Source organism: Rhizobium sp. 18065 (assembly GCF_902706095.1).
GTDB lineage: Bacteria > Pseudomonadota > Alphaproteobacteria > Rhizobiales > Rhizobiaceae > Allorhizobium.
Genome location: NZ_CACSJP010000028.1, coordinates 1 through 396 on the forward strand (window position 1 = coordinate 1; position 396 = coordinate 396).

The following is a 396-nucleotide window of genomic DNA, read 5'->3' on the forward strand; positions in this document are numbered from 1 at the left end:
AGCGAGGACAACATGCTGAAGATCACTGGTGACGGTCGCAAGGCTGCGCTGGATCTCAGGCTGGTGAATCCGTTGGCGGCCCAGCCCGAGCGTGGAAAGATCCGTGTTTGCGCGGACAACGTGTACCGGATCTGGTCCGAGTACGCCGAGAGCAAGGGGGCGCAAGTCGTCTTCTGCGATCTGTCGACGCCGCGCAACGACGGGGGCTTCAACGCCTACGAAGAGCTGCGGTCGAAGCTGGTGTGCATGGGCATCCCGTCGCACGAGATCGCCTTCATCCATGACTACGACACCGATGCATTGAAAGATGCGTTGTTCCGGAGCGTGCGAAGAGGGGCGGTGCGCGTGGTGATGGGCAGCACCGAGAAGCTCGGTGTGGGGACCAACATTCAGGAG

The 396-nt window shown here is 61.6% G+C and carries 1 pseudogene; it reads left to right on the forward strand.

What is annotated here, in order from left to right:
* Positions 1-12: 12 nt before the first annotated feature.
* A pseudogene (locus GVK95_RS24985) lies at positions 13-396 on the forward strand (helicase); the annotation flags it as partial.